17 protein-coding genes are annotated in these 16,094 nt (G+C 37.3%); 5 read left to right on the forward strand and 12 right to left on the reverse strand.

All coding sequences use genetic code 11. The features are described from left to right. Window positions 1-36 precede the first annotated feature (36 nt). From AC1FXZ_RS07025 to AC1FXZ_RS07035, 3 genes are all read right to left on the reverse strand, one after another. Window positions 37-804 (reverse strand): TIGR01457 family HAD-type hydrolase, encoded by a 768-nt coding sequence (locus tag AC1FXZ_RS07025; protein WP_480051998.1) that lies wholly within the window; start codon window positions 802-804, stop codon window positions 37-39. A 32-nt stretch (window positions 805-836) separates the two neighbouring features. Beyond that, the gene (locus tag AC1FXZ_RS07030) at window positions 837-1,505 is read right to left on the reverse strand and encodes a helix-turn-helix transcriptional regulator (protein WP_480051999.1); all 669 of its coding nucleotides are present in this window, start codon (window positions 1,503-1,505) and stop codon (window positions 837-839) included. Window positions 1,506-1,702: 197 nt separating this feature from the next. Then, window positions 1,703-2,149 (reverse strand): DUF86 domain-containing protein, encoded by a 447-nt coding sequence (locus AC1FXZ_RS07035; protein ID WP_480052000.1) that lies wholly within the window; start codon window positions 2,147-2,149, stop codon window positions 1,703-1,705. Between the two features lie 183 nt (window positions 2,150-2,332). On the opposite strand from AC1FXZ_RS07035, the gene AC1FXZ_RS07040 reads away from it, so the two are divergent. Together AC1FXZ_RS07040 and AC1FXZ_RS07045 are read left to right on the forward strand one after the other, a co-directional pair. Beyond that, window positions 2,333-2,599 (forward strand): DUF3055 domain-containing protein, encoded by a 267-nt coding sequence (locus AC1FXZ_RS07040; RefSeq protein ID WP_480052001.1) that lies wholly within the window; start codon window positions 2,333-2,335, stop codon window positions 2,597-2,599. Between the two features lie 54 nt (window positions 2,600-2,653). Continuing rightward, window positions 2,654-2,992, forward strand: a complete 339-nt coding sequence (locus AC1FXZ_RS07045; RefSeq protein ID WP_480052002.1) for a cytosolic protein — start codon at window positions 2,654-2,656, stop codon at window positions 2,990-2,992. Window positions 2,993-3,054: 62 nt separating this feature from the next. On the opposite strand, the gene AC1FXZ_RS07050 is transcribed toward AC1FXZ_RS07045, so the two are convergent. After that, the gene (locus AC1FXZ_RS07050) at window positions 3,055-3,351 is read right to left on the reverse strand and encodes a YutD family protein (RefSeq protein ID WP_480052003.1); all 297 of its coding nucleotides are present in this window, start codon (window positions 3,349-3,351) and stop codon (window positions 3,055-3,057) included. A gap of 150 nt (window positions 3,352-3,501) precedes the next feature. Between AC1FXZ_RS07050 and AC1FXZ_RS07055 the strand changes: the two genes are divergently transcribed. Further along, entirely contained in the window at window positions 3,502-4,134 is a 633-nt protein-coding gene (locus AC1FXZ_RS07055) for a YhcN/YlaJ family sporulation lipoprotein (protein WP_480052004.1), read from the forward strand. 47 nt (window positions 4,135-4,181) lie between these two features. On the opposite strand, the gene lipA is transcribed toward AC1FXZ_RS07055, so the two are convergent. Continuing rightward, window positions 4,182-5,090, reverse strand: a complete 909-nt coding sequence (gene lipA / locus AC1FXZ_RS07060; RefSeq protein WP_480052005.1) for a lipoyl synthase — start codon at window positions 5,088-5,090, stop codon at window positions 4,182-4,184. Window positions 5,091-5,281: 191 nt separating this feature from the next. Here lipA and AC1FXZ_RS07065 point away from each other — a divergent pair, with 191 nt between their 5' ends. After that, window positions 5,282-6,289 (forward strand): M23 family metallopeptidase, encoded by a 1,008-nt coding sequence (locus AC1FXZ_RS07065; RefSeq protein WP_480052006.1) that lies wholly within the window; start codon window positions 5,282-5,284, stop codon window positions 6,287-6,289. Between the two features lie 271 nt (window positions 6,290-6,560). Then, window positions 6,561-7,148, forward strand: a complete 588-nt coding sequence (locus AC1FXZ_RS07070) for a CBO0543 family protein (RefSeq protein ID WP_480052007.1) — start codon at window positions 6,561-6,563, stop codon at window positions 7,146-7,148. 31 nt (window positions 7,149-7,179) lie between these two features. On the opposite strand, the gene AC1FXZ_RS07075 is transcribed toward AC1FXZ_RS07070, so the two are convergent. The 7 genes from AC1FXZ_RS07075 to AC1FXZ_RS07105 all read right to left on the reverse strand — a co-directional run bounded on the left by AC1FXZ_RS07075 (window position 7,180) and on the right by AC1FXZ_RS07105 (window position 16,086). Beyond that, window positions 7,180-7,287, reverse strand: a complete 108-nt coding sequence (locus AC1FXZ_RS07075; protein ID WP_480052008.1) for a methionine/alanine import family NSS transporter small subunit — start codon at window positions 7,285-7,287, stop codon at window positions 7,180-7,182. 29 nt (window positions 7,288-7,316) lie between these two features. Further along, the gene (locus AC1FXZ_RS07080) at window positions 7,317-8,813 is read right to left on the reverse strand and encodes a sodium-dependent transporter (protein WP_480052009.1); all 1,497 of its coding nucleotides are present in this window, start codon (window positions 8,811-8,813) and stop codon (window positions 7,317-7,319) included. Between the two features lie 121 nt (window positions 8,814-8,934). Further along, window positions 8,935-11,751: an EAL domain-containing protein gene (locus AC1FXZ_RS07085; protein WP_480052010.1), complete on the reverse strand. Its 2,817-nt coding sequence runs from the start codon at window positions 11,749-11,751 to the stop codon at window positions 8,935-8,937. Window positions 11,752-11,776: 25 nt separating this feature from the next. After that, a complete protein-coding gene (locus AC1FXZ_RS07090) occupies window positions 11,777-12,010 on the reverse strand; it encodes a hypothetical protein (RefSeq protein WP_480052011.1) in 234 nt (77 codons plus the stop codon). Window positions 12,011-12,283: 273 nt separating this feature from the next. Further along, window positions 12,284-13,471, reverse strand: coding sequence for a diguanylate cyclase domain-containing protein (locus tag AC1FXZ_RS07095; protein WP_480052012.1), 1,188 nt, complete (start codon window positions 13,469-13,471; stop codon window positions 12,284-12,286). A gap of 240 nt (window positions 13,472-13,711) precedes the next feature. Further along, window positions 13,712-15,847, reverse strand: a complete 2,136-nt coding sequence (locus tag AC1FXZ_RS07100; RefSeq protein ID WP_480052013.1) for a LuxR C-terminal-related transcriptional regulator — start codon at window positions 15,845-15,847, stop codon at window positions 13,712-13,714. Further along, complete coding sequence (locus tag AC1FXZ_RS07105; RefSeq protein ID WP_480052014.1) at window positions 15,832-16,086, reverse strand: hypothetical protein; 255 nt, start codon at window positions 16,084-16,086, stop codon at window positions 15,832-15,834. The genes AC1FXZ_RS07100 and AC1FXZ_RS07105 overlap by 16 nt, the downstream gene beginning before the upstream one ends. Window positions 16,087-16,094: the final 8 nt, after the last annotated feature.

Raw genomic sequence — 16,094 nt, forward strand, 5'->3', positions numbered from 1 at the left:
TACAAGTATAAAAATACTAGGTCTGCCCTTTTAATCTTATTCAAGCGTCCATTCAGCAAGTGAATCAATCGCGTGGGTAGGCTTTTCTTCAAACGATGCTACTTGTTCTTTCGTTGAGACTCCTGTATACACCATCAGCGTGTCCATTCCCGCTCTTATACCAGCAAGAATATCCGTATGATAGTTATCACCAATCATAACCGTTTCTTCTTTTGTTAACCCAATAACATCTAATGCTTGTTCGACAATAATGGATTCTGGCTTGCCGATAAACTTCGGGGTAACACCTGTTGAAACTGATAGTACAGACACTAGTGATCCCGCACCAGGCAGTAATCCTCTTTCAGTCGGTAAAGCAACATCGCCATTTGTAGCAATAAACGTTGCTCCTGCTCGAATATTTAATGCTGCTGTTGCTAATTTTTCATAGGTTATCGAACGATCAAGGCCCATCACAACAAAATCTGCATCTTCATTGACGATCTCATGACCTTCCTCTTCAAGAGCATGTTTCAAACCTATTTCACCAATCATACATACACGAGCATGTTTCTTTTGCTCTGAAATATATGTAGCGGTTGCCATACTCGTTGTAAACACGTGTTGTGCAGTAGCCGGAACATCCATTTCACGCAAGTGCTCGGCAACTTGATCTGGGCGTTTTGTCGAATTGTTCGTGACAAACAAATACGGCAAGCCTCTTTTTTCAATCTCCTTAACAAAAGTTACAGCTTCATCGATTTTTTCCGTACCTCGATAAACCGTTCCATCTAAATCAATCAAAAAGCCTTTATACTCTTTCATAACTCCCTCTTCCTATAGAAGACAAAAACCCTCTATGACTTTAGCTTATTTTTGTCGATTATTTTATATACACAACTAGTTGTGTTCTCTTTAGCTATACACGATTTTCGCTCAACGTAATCGGTATTTAGTAATTTTTTGAAAAGTTGTTGTTCACAAGTGCAAGCAACGGGATATTCTTTCGCTACTTGAGCAATAGGACAGTTATACTCGATAAATTCGTATTCTCCCTCGTTAACTTCTTTGTATTCAACCATATATCCACCTTCACTTTGAATACGAGCTAAAGCCTTTACACGATCATCGAATGAACCTTTTACAATTGATTCATATTTTTCATATAGTCGATCTCTTCTCTGTTGGAATAATTGATCGACAATGCCACTGCCACTTAGTTTTTCAACATCCTGAAGAATTCCTAATGATAAATCGCTGTAATTACGTGGAAACGTTTCGCTTCCTTTTTCAGTTAAATAGTATTTGTGTAATGGTCTCCCCATTGCCTGTTTCACTAATCTAGAGGCAATTAAACCATCTTTCTCCATCCCTCGCAAATGTCTACGAACTGCCATCTCTGTTACTTCTAATTCTGTAGCCAAAGAAGAAACCGTTAGCTCTTGATTGCGTTTTAAAAGAGTTAAGATGACTTGACGTGTAGAGAGCGCTTCATTCCTCACAACGATCACCATCCTTAACCCCATTTTAGGCCATCACCCAAAAAATGCAAGAAATTGAACCAAAAGGTGCCTTTCCTTTTGGTTCAATTTCTATGCAATGAGCGAAGCCGATGCCTTCTTTCAGAGAGGAAGGGGCGCTCTTTCCCTTCCTCTCGCGCATCGTGCGTAGCCATTGCCTTTTAAATAACCAAAAGACGCCTTTCCTTTTGGTTCAATTTCGATTACTTATCTTTTGGTAAAAACGCACTTACCGGACCTAGTTCTTCGGTTAAATACCTTCTTACTTCAGTTGGAAAACGTGTTAAGGATTCTTCATTAGCTGTTATTGTATTAACAAGCTGCTTGTGATTTACTTCTGAGTAATTTGTAACGAGTTGTTTTCTTAGACCAATTATTTCCTTCAACCCAATAGCATCTTCTTGTTTAATTACTTTTTCATCCTCTAAAATGTCTATTATATCCTCATAACCACCTGGGTCTCTCATAATAAAGCCATCAATCATACTGTTGCCGACATCAATAATTGATTCAATCGTAACATATGCTAAGCGTTCTAATGCTAACTTTTCTGTTAATTCACTGGACGTGCTTACCTCACCGAAATGACCTTGTAGGAGCTCCATATTAATAAGCGTTTGTTCAATTTTTTCTCGGTCCACAAAATACATAATGATTCCTCCACCTTACCCTCAATATTAAAAAAGAGATATCCCTTATTAATTCTTAGTATACATCATTTCAGAATAGACGAGCATTATTCCATAGCTTACTTTTTTAACCTTTTCTTGATTTCATCCAACCTCAACACATGGTATGATGATGACATCCATATTAGAAAGGGGCGATACATATTGTCCGAGCGCTTTTATTTATATGATGATACCGAAGAGACTAGGACTCGCTATGTAAGTTTTATGGGGGAACAGCAGCGATTTGATCTTGCCATCGTAAATTCTTCAAGATACTATGGCAAACAGCTTGTACTTGATGTTCAATCTAACCGGTTTGCAATTATTGGAGCTGATGACCTTGAAGAGCCTGGTTACTTAGAGCATGCTTTTCGTTTATCTGCAGAAGATGCTGAGGAGCTCCGTTCTTTTTTACATGAAACTGTTTAATTGTTAGTAAAATGAGTCTCTTTGGGGAACGGTATCCTTAGGAGGTGTCTTTTCATGACTGATAAAGAGGAAAGAAAGTTTTTTGATTTCTCAAATGTGGAAACACAGCGAAATTTCCTTACTGCAGAAGAACTTCCTGAGGGGCCGTATGGGTCACCGATCAATCACGATGAGCCTGTGGAAAACAAGAGCACACCTTGGGAACCCGGGCAACAATATTACAGTAACCTCGCGTATGAATTTCGTTCACTGCATCAAAATTTACCAAGGCAGTTCCCTGGGGCTCATATCACTCATGATGATCCTAATAAAAACGAAGAGCCCCCGTATACAACAAACGATGTAAGTGAGCAGGAAGATGCGCATGCTAGAAGGCTTGAGGATGAACAGTAGCTTTTAAAGAGCGATGACAGCCCCATCCTCTTCCTTTCACGGACAAAAGCAGTCACGCTACATTAGCTTGACTGCTTTTCCTTTTGTTCTTTCACTTTTTTTATAACAAAATATGCACAACCAAAATTGCAGTACTCATACAGATAATCAGGTAATGTACTAATTTTCGTATCAAATGTTGATTTTTTATGTCTGTCTTCAAAAAAGCCTCTCAGTCGCAATTGGTTATAGCCCCAGTCTCCGACAATATAATCATACTTATTTAGCACATCTGCATAGCGTGCCTTAAACGCTTCTTCATCCCAGCCATTTTTAACATCTTCAATAATTTCAAATTGCATCCCTTGAATGCGAACCATGTGGCTCACCTCTTTATCTTTGCTTCATTCATTATACATACGTTAAACCTACTGTTGCAACAGCTTTCTCTCCTTTTTTAGAACCACCACTATTTACTAGCTGTAAAAGTGTATTCAAATGGTCATTCTGAAAAGAAAGGGGGTTTCGATATGATAAAAAAATCTTTACTTGTTAGTGGACTTGCAACTGTTATGCTTGTGACTGGCTGCCAAATGCCTGAACAAGGCCAAACATTGCAACGTACAGCAAATTACGATAGTCACCAACCTAACCAAGGTTATTATCCAATTAATCAGGCAAACCAGACCCAGGACTACAATCACTATGGTTATACTCGTTATGAAAGAGAGCTCGTCGTACAAAATGGTCGTCAAGAGGCCATTCCTGTAGTAGATCGTGGTAGACTTTCTGATGCTGTCACGCGCATGGTTCTTACGAATAATGAAATAAATGAGGCAGCCTCTCTTGTAACCGACAAATACGTCCTCGTTGTGTATGATTCAGATACTGATGAGCGCGAGTTTGTTGCAGACCAAGTGAAGCGCAGTGCCTTATCTGTTGTCCCACGTTACTATGAAGTTTATATTTCGGATAATCATGATCTTTTTGATGAGGTTGAGCGCTTTCAACATATGACGTCTGCTACCGGCGAACTCGATACTACAATCGAAGCAACCATTGACGAAATGAGACAAGCTTCACCTCAAGGAGCATATGACGAAGATACCGACGACAATGTTGACAATATGGAATCGAAACAAGAGCGTTTACTTGAAAAATAGTAACTGGCGCATAGAGAAAGGAGCGTTTTATCAACGCTCCTTTCTTATTATTGATTTGTTACTTTTTTTGCTTCAGCACGAACTTGTGCTTCATTTACTTGCTCATCAGCATGGTATGAGGAACGGACAAGTGGACCACTTTCACAATGACTGAATCCTTTTTCCATCGCAATTTCTTTAAGTTCATTAAATTCATCCGGTGAATAATACTTTTGTACTTTTAAATGTTTTTTCGTCGGTTGCAAGTATTGACCGATTGTCATAATGTCCACATCTGCAGCACGAAGATCATCCATTGTTTCGATAATCTCTTCTTTCGTTTCACCAAGACCAATCATTAAACTTGACTTCGTAGGAATATCAGAGTGTAATTCTTTTGCGCGTTTTAGAAACTCCAGTGTACGCTCGTATGTAGCACGCGCGCGAACCCGCGGTGTTAAGCGACGAACTGTTTCAATATTATGATTCATAATGTTAGGACGAGCATCCATTAACGTTTGTAAGTTCTCGTAACTTCCAAGCATGTCCGACGGCAATACTTCAATAGTACAAAATGGATTACGACGTCTGACGGCACGAACCGTTTCTGCAAATACAGCAGATCCTCCGTCTTTTAAATCATCTCGTGCTACTGCTGTAATAACAACATGCTTCAATCCCATCGTCTCAACAGAATCAGCTACTCGTTCCGGCTCTTGTAAATCGAGTTCATTTGGTAAACCTGTTTTTACAGCACAGAAGCGACAAGCTCTTGTACATACATCACCAAGAATCATGAAGGTTGCAGTTTTACGAGTTGCCCAACACTCATGAATATTAGGACAACGTGCTTCTTCACAAACAGTATTTAGTTTATTTTCACGCATCATCTTTTTTAGACCAGTATAGGATTCGTTCGTATTTAGCTTTATTTTTAACCAATCCGGCTTACGTAAATGTTCTTCTTTCTTTGCCAATTTAGCTCACTCCATCCAAAATTCCATTTCACCTACTACTTTATCATGATTTTAAAAAAATAACCAAATGGTCGCTCAAAATTTCCAATCATTCACACCAATTTTTCGAACTTTTTATCCCACACTATATAAAGAAGAAAAACGTGGACGACAAACAGTACTTTCTTTTAAGAATTGGAAAGGAGATTATCATGAGATTTCAAAAAATCATCGTATTAGCACTTATTATGGTGTTTGTCACTCTTCCTTTTGTCCAAGCAGCTGAAAAAGAAGAGTTGTCAACAGAACAGATTTATGAAAAACGAATGGATCTATATAAAAAAGTCGAGACGATTACAAATGTTCCGTGGCAATACTTGGCAGCTGTTGATACGTACGAACGTGGGCTGCGTCGTGCTCTAAGAGACAGACCGAAAGAGGAAGGTCTTATTGCTGTATATTACTCTGAAGATGAATGGGCAGGTGAATTTAACCCGAACAAGGAAGATACACACCCACTTTCTATCCAAATGTTTGGAGGAATCGGATTAGATGGTGATGGTGATGGACTAGCAGATCGAAATAACGATGAGGATGTACTTTATACGCTTGCTCATTATATTGAAAGGTATGGCTTTAATGAAGATGACTTTCGCATTGCTCTTTGGGAACGATATAAACGCGATCAATCCGTTCGCATTGTTCATGGGCATGCACTAGTCTACGAAGAATATGATCGCTTAGATTTAGATGATCATTCTTTCCCAATGCCACTGCATCATAACTTTAGTTACAAAAACACTTGGGGCGATAGACGAGGATGGGGAGGTCGCAGGATTCATGAAGGAACAGATATTTTCGCTAATTATAATGTCCCAATACTCGCCACTGCCTACGGTCGAGTTGAAATAAAAGGTTGGAATCGATATGGTGGTTGGCGTGTCGGAATTCGTGATCTTGATAACGTCTACCACTATTACGCACACTTAAGTGGGTTTGAAAAAGGCATCGAGGAAGGCTCAATCGTAGCCCCAGGAGATGTTATTGGCTATTGTGGAAGTTCTGGATACGGGAAGCCTGGAACTCAAGGGAAATTCCCACCACACCTTCATTACGGTATGTATCGAGATAATGGCAAGATAGAATGGTCGTATGATCCGTATCCATCCTTAAAACAATGGGAACGAAAAGCGTATCAAGAACGAAAAAAGAAAAAATAACTGTGAACGATTTCATTACAAAGTTTATACCCCTGCAAAGAAATTCTTGCAGGGGCATAAATCATATTTAATCTTTTACAAATACAAGGGATTTAGCACATATAGTTCGCTAGCACTTTTCTTTCTTAAATATAGATAATTTGGCAGTTTAAGCACAAAATAGATATACCAAGACAGTGGCACTTAAATACTAACAAAATTTAAACAAGCGTATGTTTAACCGCATTCCTAATCACGTTCTTGAAAATATTTATGAAAAAGGATAATATATATGACCAAAGAACAAATTCAAACCTTAAGAAACTTAACAGAGTCACAAGAAGAAGTTGCACGAGGGGTGATTGATTATTGGATTCAATACTCAGGACCTGGGACCATTTACTTTTGGGTGAATCTTTTTATGTTTGTTGCTCCTTTGATTTTCCTTTACTTGAAAATTGACCGTAGCAAAGCATTCCATATTGGTTTCTTCGGCTTCAATATTCACGTTTGGTTTACCTATTTTGATACTTTTGGTGTAAGGTTTGGTTTTTGGAGTTATCCACATCAGTTAATCCCGTTTATGCCTGTCAATTTCGGCTTAGATGTTTCCCTCATTCCGGTTATCTTTATGTTGCTTTACCAATGGACTCTTAACAACAAAAAGAACTTTTACCTGTATTCTCTCGGGATGATGCTAGTTCTTTCGTTTATCTTCAAACCTTATTTAGTTGTTTTTAAGATGTTTCAATTTCATAAAGCTACTACGTACTTCCACCTATTTCTTACCTACATTGTTATAGTCGGGCTATCTATCGTTATTACAAAATGTTTTATCTATTTAAAGAGTTCTTCCCTACAACAAAAAAGAGGCTTGTAGGTCATAAGCCTGCAAGCCTCTCTTCCACTACTTACTTTCTCGCTTTTGCAACTTTAACAGCATTGGCAATGCTTAATCCTAACCCTCCCCAAATGATTATCATTCCAAGAATCATCATCGTTACAGCTCCACCACTCATAGAACTCAACTCCTTTTGTATTTTCTATATTACAAGTCACCTTTTTTCCATTTTGTTTTCGCAAAAATGAACCCAATGATGATTGCAGCTACTGCTACACTCCACCCTGCACCAATCAAGAAGCCAGTTGAGTAGCCTTCATAGTTATTCGTAATATTCTCGACTAAATTCTGAATGAACATAAAACCTAATACAATAGGAGTAATAATGCTTAAACAAATTCTCCACCATACTCCTAATCTGAAATCGGAAACCCCATCCGCATGCGTTTGGAGTTCAGGCAATTTCTTAGCAAACCAAGAAACAGCAATAACTGAAACAAGACCAGCAAATGCAACACCAAATTGGTTAATAAAGTAATCGGCTGCATCTAAGAAGAATAACCCACCTTGAGTCGCAAACAATAGCGAAATAACAGCAGATAATCCTCCACCTATCACAACTGCTTTACGACGTGAAAACTTGAACTTATCTTGAATACCAGCAATAAATGTCTCAACAATTGAGATGAGAGATGAAAGCCCAGCAAGCACTAGCGATCCGAAAAATAGTACTCCAAATAACCCGTTCATTCCTGGGAATGTGTTTATAATTTCAGGGAAGACAACAAAGGCCAGCCCAATTCCTGCATCAGCCACGTCGGCTACTGCCACGTTCGTCGCACTCGCCATAAACCCAAGTGCAGCAAAGACACCTATCCCTGCTAAAAGTTCGAAACTCGAGTTACTAAAGCCAGTTATAAATGCGTTATTTGTAATATCCGACTTTTTCGATAAATAACTCGAGTACGTAATCATAATCGCAAAGGCAATGGATAGACTGAAGAAGATTTGACCATAAGCTGCTACCCAGACCCCCGGAGACATGATTTCACTCCAATTTGGTTTAAAGAAAGCATCCAATCCAATTAAAGCACCATCGAGGGTAATGGCACGAATCACTATCAGTAGGAACATTGCAACGAGAAGAGGAATAAAAATGCGGTTTGCAATTTCGATCCCACGTTTAACCCCTTTAAATAATACACCTAGTGTAATAATCCAAACGATGACCAGTGGGATTAACACACCCGGTACAAGAGCACCAAGGTCTCCTGGGACTCCTCCTGAGACAACATCAACACGCTGGAGATACTCACCCATTAAGAAGCCACCGGTATCTTCTCCCCATCTTTGGTTAAAGGCAAAATACGTGTAAGACATTGCCCAAGCTATAATAACTGAATAATATGTTGCAATTACAAAGGCAATGGCGACTTGCCACCAACCGATCCATTCGGCCTTTTTATTCATGCGTGCATAGGAAAGTGGTGCTGAACCACGATATTTGTGGCCAAGCGTAAACTCCATAATGAGAAGAGGAATACCAGCAGTTAAGAGAGCAAATAAATACGGTAAAAAGAAAGCTCCTCCTCCGTTTTCATAAGCGACATACGGAAATCTCCAAATGTTACCTAAGCCAACTGCAGAACCAATGGCCGCCAAAATAAAACCAGCACGTGTGCCCCATAGTTCTCTCCCGTTCATTGACTTCACCTCTCTACTTTGGATTTAAACACTTTCCCTATTTATTATTCAGAAAATTTAAAATTTATTATCATTATTTTTATTAGCTCTCCTCATCACTATAATCGGTTGAAGCGTTAATTTAAGAATTTAAACCAGGTAATCTCACCTCTACTGTCGTGCCAATATGCTCTTTGCTAGTAACTAAAATGGTCCCGTTATGTTTTGAGATGATTCGATAACAAAGCATTAATCCTAGACCAGTCCCCTTTTCTTTATTACTATAAAAAGGCTCCCCCAACCTTTCTAATCGTTCTTCAGTCATCCCACTCCCATTATCTATCACCTTAATTACTAGATTAGAACCTTCTCTACTTAACTGAAGCTTAACTATCCCTTCGTCTTGGATGGCTTCAATTCCATTTGAAATTAAATGGTAAAACACTCGTTTCACTTGAGTCGGATCACATTTCACTTTCGGAATGTCCGATTTTTTCTCTATCGAAATTTGTACATTTTTTTCACTCAACTCAGACTCGAGCGCTATTAACACATCATCAAACAATTTTGACATGTCAACAATCAATTCTTGATTCAACTGGGGATTAGAAATGGTTAGAAACTCTTTTATATACTCCTCTAATTGAGAAAAAGAAGAATAAATGACATCAAAATATTCTTGTTTAAAATCACCTTGCTCTAATAAGTAAATAAAGCCCTTAATCGAAGTAATTGGATTTCTAATCTCATGAGCAATACCTGCTGCTACTTCGCCTAACACTTCAAATTTCTCAGATTTCCTTAATAAATTTTCTACTTTTCGTTTTTCTGTAATATCTCTCCCAATTACAACAAATTTATCAATCTCACCTTGCTTATCAATGACTGGCGAAATCGATAACTCTTGTAAAATATATCTGCCTGTTTCATGTAAATAACGTACTTCGATTTGGTGTGGTTGTCTCTTTTGTAAAATTGATCTTATGCTTTCCTGAAAAAATGAGCTATCTTCAGGATGAACCTTCGTAAAGTAACAACTCTCTACTAATGCCGAAAGCGCGTAACCCAGAATTACCTTGTGAGACGGTGACGCATAAAGTACTTTCCCTCTTTTGTCTATGATCGTTAGCAATTCTGAAATATTTTCACCTAACAGATTGTATTTCTCTTCAAGCTGTAACGCACCAGACCAAATTCGTTCTATCTCTTCTTTTGTGAGTCCGAAGTCATTTACTTTTTGATGAATAGACTCGACAAACAAAGGTATTTCATCTGCTGTTACCGGCTTACTAAAAAAATAACCTTGTCCTTCATTACATAAATGCTGCTGTAAAAATACAAGCTGCTCTTTTGTTTCAATCCCTTCTGCTACTACGTTCAGATTAAGATTATGAGCCATTGAAAGAATCGTCTTTACAATCGTCTCATCATTTTTGTTAGTCAGTTCACGGACAAATGATTGATCAATTTTCAATGTATCAACTGGGAGCTGCTTTAAATAAGTAAGTGAACTAAATCCAGTCCCAAAGTCATCAATACTAATTTTTACTCCAAGCCTTTTAAGATCATGAAGTGTCGCAATCGCTTGATCAATATTAGCTGTCATACTTTCTGTTATTTCTAATTCTAAAAGCTGTGGTTTTAGGCCTGTTTCTTTAAGTGTTTGTTCAATAGAGTCTACTAAATCTACTTGCATAAATTGTAAAGGCGATAGATTCACAGACATAACAGTTTCAAATCCTTGTTTATGCCAAAGCTTATTTTGTGCACAAGCCGTTTTGATCGCCCACTCTCCAATTGAAGAGATTAACCCAGTTTCCTCAGCTACTGGGATAAATGTTCCTGGAGAAACCATGCCCCACTCTGGGTGATTCCAGCGGATTAATGCTTCTACCCCAATAACATTTCCCGTTTTCAAATCAATTTTAGGTTGGTAATGTAAAACAAACTGTTCACGATTTAACGCCTTATGCAACTCTACTTCAATTTTTAATGGATGCATCGTTTTCGTTTCTGTTGGAAAGTAAAATTGCACCCGGTTCCTACCAAGCTTTTTTGCTTGATACAAAGCAAAATCAGCATTTTTTAGCAATTGCTCAGGCAAACAACCATCCTCTGGAAACAAGCTTATTCCAATACTAGGTGACGTAAAAACAGTTTGATTTTGAATTTGAAATGGGTAATTTAACGATTTCAAAACCATTTTTGATGCTTTCATCGCTCTTTCTTTATCTGCATTAGAAAGGATGATAATAAATTCATCATCCCCTTGTCGAAACAAACGGTCATAGTCATCAAGACATGTTTCTAAACGTTTTGAAACTTCTATTAATAACAAATCTCCGATATGATAACCCATACTGTCATTAATCACTTTGAACCGATCTAAATCAATGAATAATATTGCGCTGCTCTTGTTAACTTTTATTTCATCAGAAAGTAGCTTATCCAACATATAGCGATTAGGTAATCCTGTTAAATAATCATAATAAGCCATTCGTTCCATTTTTTGTTCAAATTCTTTTCTTTCCGAGATATCACGATAATTGAAAACAATTCCTCTTACATTCTCATCTTCAAGTAAATTCATAACATTAACTTCAAAAATTAAATATTCACCATCAGCATGCTGCATTCTTAATTCAGCTTTCTTTGTGACCGTTTCCAAACTTTGCAAACAAGCGTTCAACAACTCTTCGGCAATCGTTACATCTTCTTCATAAACCCAATCTAAATAACTGCTCCCAATCAATTGATTGGGTTCATACCCTAGCACTTGTGTAACTGAGCTGCTTTGATATGTAATCAACCCTTCCTGATCTAATACTGATATGATATCAAATGAATTATTTATTAATGAATTCAGTGTTTCATGATGATTTCGACTAGTAAAGCTCCTTGTTTTTTTACCAATCATACTTTCTACCTTTTCATCTATTTGTATTGATTGCTTTCTCATTTTTTCACCTCTACACTTTGACAGGTTAATTTTCGGTATTCAAATATATTTGCGATTCTGTCGGATTTACATATTTGAAAAAACGACGCTCACCACTCGTATTGAACGTAATTATTTTCAGCTCATTCATTCTTGTTAATGATTGTCCAGTTATTTTAAAAGATAGGATCGGTGAATGTTCTCCTGAAGTTTGTTCTACCTCGCAAATAAGTAGGAGGATACATTGATTGATTCGTAAAATTTCTTCAGCTTTATTCATCTATAGGTAACCTCCCTTTCTTTTCGTTGCTAGGTTAATCCATTTACACTACTACACTTATTTTCCTTCAGTATTTTAGTTCTGTATATCACCGTCCATTCTTAAATTACCTCATACACAAGCTCATTAGACAGGAGCTTACTCCTACTTATTAGGAACAATAAAAAAGGAAGACACCGAACAAAACGGTATCTTCCTCCATTAATAGGGGATTTTTATGGGAAGTAAATCTTACATACAGGAATGAGTTCCTATTAGCTATGATACGATCATTTAGCCTCTTATTTTAGCAACGCTTTTGACAATTTTTCCAAACCACTCAAATTTACGAGGGGGAACGTTTCGTAGTTCTTCCGTATAAAACTGATAATTGTTCTTGCCTAAATTTTTAGCATGGTACATTGCCTTGTCTGCGTTTTCAATTAAGATATCTTGCTCAAGACCATCTTCAGGAAAAACACTGATGCCAATGCTTGGAGAAACCCTCATTTCCTCATCATTGATGAAATAAGGACTTCCTATTTGATCTAACAACCTCTCAGCTATTTCTACAACTTCCTCTTTCGTTGTTTCTTCAAAGATAATAAGAAATTCATCCCCACCAAGCCTAACAATTAGATCTTCTTCACGAACACTGCTATCCAAACGGATTGCTACTTCCTTCAATAATGAATCGCCACTTTCATGGCCGAACGTATCATTTATATTTTTAAACCCATCTAAATCAATGAACATAACGATCAATGAATGATCATGTCGTTTGGCCCTCGCTAGAGCTTTCTTTAAATTCATCTCGAGCATCTTTCTGTTCGGCAATTCTGTCAAGTCGTCATAGTAAGCTAGTTGACTTAAATTTTCTTCGCGTTCCTTTTGCTTTGTAATATCAACAAAAGCGCGTCCAATTTTCACTAGATTTTGATTGTCATCATAAATAGGGATCGCACAATTTCTCACCCAAGCCACACTTCCATCCGGCTTCTGTATTCTATGTTCATATTGAAGGGAATTTCCAAACAACAATTTTTTTTCTTGCTCAACTGACTTCTTAAAATCATCCGGATCCATCATTTCTTGCCATAATAGGGGGTTCCTTTTGAAGTCTTGAGCCGAATATCCAAAAATCTCTTCAATACCTTCACATACCTCGACTGATTTGTCCATTACATGGTGGGATACATGTTTCATGTTAAATATATCAATAAGTTGAAGTAATTCTTGCTTGTTTTGCCTTAGTTCTTCTATCTTCTCCTCAAGTTTCCTCATCTCATCTTCGCTCTGTTGCTTAGCTTGCTTTGTTTCAACTTCTTTCCTGTCAAGTTGCTTTGCTAACAAGACGATCAATGTGAGGAAAATAACACTATAGCCAAGATTTATGATCGTAAGTTGAGGAACTGCAAGAAAATAAACAATCGTGACAATCACGCTGACACTATAAATACCTACCATAAATCTATTTTTCAACGCTCACACTCCAAACTATCATATTTTTCATGTCCTATCGATACAGTTAATAGCAACATAGTCATTCTTTGAACACACTCATTACAGTTGGAATGTGAATCATACATTGTAGATTTATTAACTACTTGAATAGTAATATGATATAGGGAAAGTTGATATAGGAATCCATTCCTATTCTTTATCAAAACTAAGAACTATCGTTCACAAAATCAATGCTCCATCTAAACGCATTTTCGCCTCTTAATTAGGTGGAGTGTAACCAAGTTGATAAATCATGGCAATTGCTTGTGAACGATCACTTACCCCAAGCTTTTGAAGAATTCTTGTAATATGATTTTTTACAGTATGTTCACTAATAAAAAGTGTTGCGGCAATATCTCGATTGTTAAATCCTTTTAATACGTGATTTAGCACTTCTATTTCCCTCGTCGACAAATCCAATTCGTCCTTTAAAATATTAGTTCCATTGCCCTCTTTACGTGGCTTTGCAGTGGCCGTCCGGCTATTGTCTTCAAAGGAAATAACTGTCTCAACCATTGACTGCCGATTTAGATAGGAAATAAATTCACTTCTTAGTTTCGCCTTTACCGCAGTCATCTTATGTACGGCTTTTTCTGTTTCATTGTTCAAAACAAAAGAATAAGCAAGTGCTAATATTTCACTCTCCTCATTATTACCTTCTTTCATTTCAACTACATTTTTACATCCTTCTAAAATAGAGAGCACTTCGAAATCATGTAAATATCTTTTTAAAAATTCTATTTCAAATAACGCTAACCCACTTACTTTTTTCAATGATTCACGGGGACTATCATTCAAATAAGAAACAAACTCTTTTACATGCTTAGTAATTTTCATGGCTAGCTTGTATTTCGGTTCACTATGCTGCCTCATAAACTCCATCAACATTTTTATTAAGTAGTCATCTGTTCCAATACCATTTTCTTGCTGGCAGAGATGAATGGAAATACTCCCTGCAACTGCTAGGCTCGATAAGAATGGTGTATATTGTGCAACGTCACTATTAGGAGCTATTCCAATACATAGAATTCCATAGAGGTGATTATTGTATCGTAGCGGAAATTCGATTACGTCGGTTTCCCATTTTGTTTTTCCCTGAATGGATCCGACTTCCAAATTTTGGTTGCTTCCTTTTGAAAAAGCACGTGTCGCAACGTCATAACCATATTCATTAATTTCGGCTTGCGATAAGCCTCTTGAAACGATGTCAACTTTAGACTCGCTAACAGTCGGTTTGAAAACAATACACGCAAAAGGTCCTCGAATGATATTCATGCTAATATCAACTAATATATATAGAACTCGTTTAATATCTTTAACGGTCGTGATGACGCGAAACACTTCATTGAAAGTAGATAATTCCATTAAATGATTTTGTAGGTTTTCTCTTAAACTATGCGTTGTCATTAATAAGCTTAATAACGATGATTGTTTCTTTACTTGCTCTAACATGTCTAGATCATTTATCTCTTGATCCGTACTGCCCCCAAACAAAATGCCAATGACAGCTTCACCTTTCAAAATTGGAACACAAAATAAACTTTTTGGAAAAAGACCGTTTTTTTTGAAAAAGTTGACCCTAGGATCATTCCGAACATCCTTCCAAATTTGGAATTGCTGGGTCGCAATTGTATGTCCTAGAAAGCCTTCCCCCATCAAAAAAGTAGTACCCTGTAATTGCTCAGTATTTGAACCATGAATTGGTTCAATCACATATTGGCCATGCTCTTTTTCAATCGCCAAACCTATAAAATCAAGATCTGTATGAATTGAATACATTTCTTTTAAAAATGAAGTGGTCGTAGCCTGTCCTGTACGAATCAATTCCAATTGCTGATAGATAAAAGAAGACGATTGATCTCGAAATTGTTTTTTCGTTTGTGGCGTTAAGAACGTTTCAATTACATTTTTGAGCTTTGCAATCTTCTTTACCTTTTCATTTCTTTCTTCCTTGGAGTATTCTGGAACTGTTGTCAATGCTTCTAGTAGTTCAACGTTATCAGGATAATGGCTTTCAATATACCCTTGAACAAATGGTCGTGCTCCTACATCTAAAAAGTAACCTGCCAATATATAATAGGTGGTTTCCCCATGGATTGAGATCGGAGATACAACCAGTTGCATCCCCATACGATTATCAACAACAGTTGGTTGCCAAATCGATGTTAAAAACGTTAAAAACTCTACGTAATATTCCTTTGTTCCCCACTTTTCGAGAGTCACTTTTGACATATCATTTATATTTGAAGGATGCGTTACTTCATTTCCGTCTGCATCGATGATCAGAACCGAAAGATCAGTCAATGAAGCATATGCATCCTGTACATCTTGAAAAAAGTCTATATTTCCTCCCATGACTCCTCCCTTCGCAGATCAATCGTTACTGGCTGAATATATCGATAAATAGCATTTTCTCCAGTCCCAATTACTTCTAATACCATGTTTGAAACGAGTTGATCTAGTACATCAACCAAATCTTCACTATTTCTACCAAGTCTTTTGGCTAAACCTTTAATGGTTTCATACGTGAAGGGGTTTTCCTGAAAAAACATCGTACACTCCACTTGCAATGGATTAAATTCAAAAGAAACCATAACTTTAT

It is taken from the genome of Halalkalibacter sp. HAAS-P014 (assembly GCF_056619965.1).